The sequence below is a fragment of the Ameyamaea chiangmaiensis genome, assembly GCF_013376175.1.
In the GTDB taxonomy this organism is placed as follows: Bacteria; Pseudomonadota; Alphaproteobacteria; order Acetobacterales; family Acetobacteraceae; genus Ameyamaea; species Ameyamaea chiangmaiensis.
This window is the reverse complement of record NZ_JABXXR010000327.1, coordinates 1-999: the sequence shown is the minus strand read 5'-3', so window position 1 is coordinate 999 and position 999 is coordinate 1. Positions and strand designations below refer to the sequence as shown.

Genomic DNA, 999 nt, shown 5'->3' with positions numbered 1-999 from the left:
CACTGGCCGATGGCGGACGCGTTCCGCCGCGGCGCGCCACAGGGGGGCTGCCGCGCGCCGAAGACGTGCTCTGGATTGCCGACACGCTGGGCGAGATGGGCCTGTTCTATCGGTTGGCCGACATCGTCTTTCTGGGCAACAGCCTACCGCCCGCGACGGGTGGTCATAACCCGTTCGAGCCCGCGCAACTGGGCTGCGCGGTGGCCGTCGGCCCCGAAACCGGCAATTTCAACGAGGCCTATGCCCGACTGGGGGACGACGTGGCGCGCGTTCAGGACTCCGTGTCCCTCGCGCGCTGGGTCGGCGCCATGCTGGACGACCCCGACGAAGTCGCCCGCCGCGCGCACGACAGTCATGCGCGCGTGTCGGCGGCCGGCGACATCGTCCATCTTTTCGCCACACGTCTGCGCTCGTTCTAGGTGATGCTGATCGCGCCCCGCTTCTGGTCCGACACACGTGCGCGCGCCGTGCCGCGTCTGCTTGCGCCGATCGAGCGGGTCGTCACTGCGGTCGCCGTGCGCCGCGCCTGCCGTCCCCGCTGGCACGCTAGCGTGCCGGTGCTGTGTTGCGGAAACGCGACCGTCGGCGGAGCCGGCAAGACGACGCTGGCCATCGACATGGTCGAACGTCTGCGCGACCGGGGACGGAACGTGCACTGCCTGACGCGCGGCTATGGCGGTCAGGTGCGTGGCGTGGTCAAGGTCGACCCCGCGCTGCACACCGCGGCCATGGTGGGGGACGAGGCCCTGCTGCTGGCGGCCCACGCACCCACGTGGGTGTCGGCCGACCGCAGCGCCGGGGCACGGGCGGCGGTTGCCGCGGGGGCGGACTGTCTCGTGCTCGATGACGGGTTTCAAAACACCACGCTGTTCCAGGACCTGCCGGTGCTTGTGGTGGACGGGGCGGCGGGCTTCGGCAACGGCCATGTCCTGCCGGCCGGCCCCCTGCGCGAACCGCTGCGCCAGGCGTTCGACCGCGCGCGCGCGGTGGTTATCATCG

At 71.5% G+C, this 999-nt stretch carries 2 protein-coding genes; both read left to right on the top strand.

The window, feature by feature from the left end; translation table 11 throughout:
- The coding region (locus HUK82_RS16835; protein ID WP_394367518.1) for a 3-deoxy-D-manno-octulosonic acid transferase at positions 1-419 on the top strand (419 nt) is incomplete at its 5' end.
- Between the two features lie 6 nt (positions 420-425).
- Positions 426-999, top strand: a 574-nt coding sequence (gene lpxK, locus HUK82_RS16830) for a tetraacyldisaccharide 4'-kinase (RefSeq protein WP_394367517.1), incomplete at its 3' end; no start/stop codon positions are given.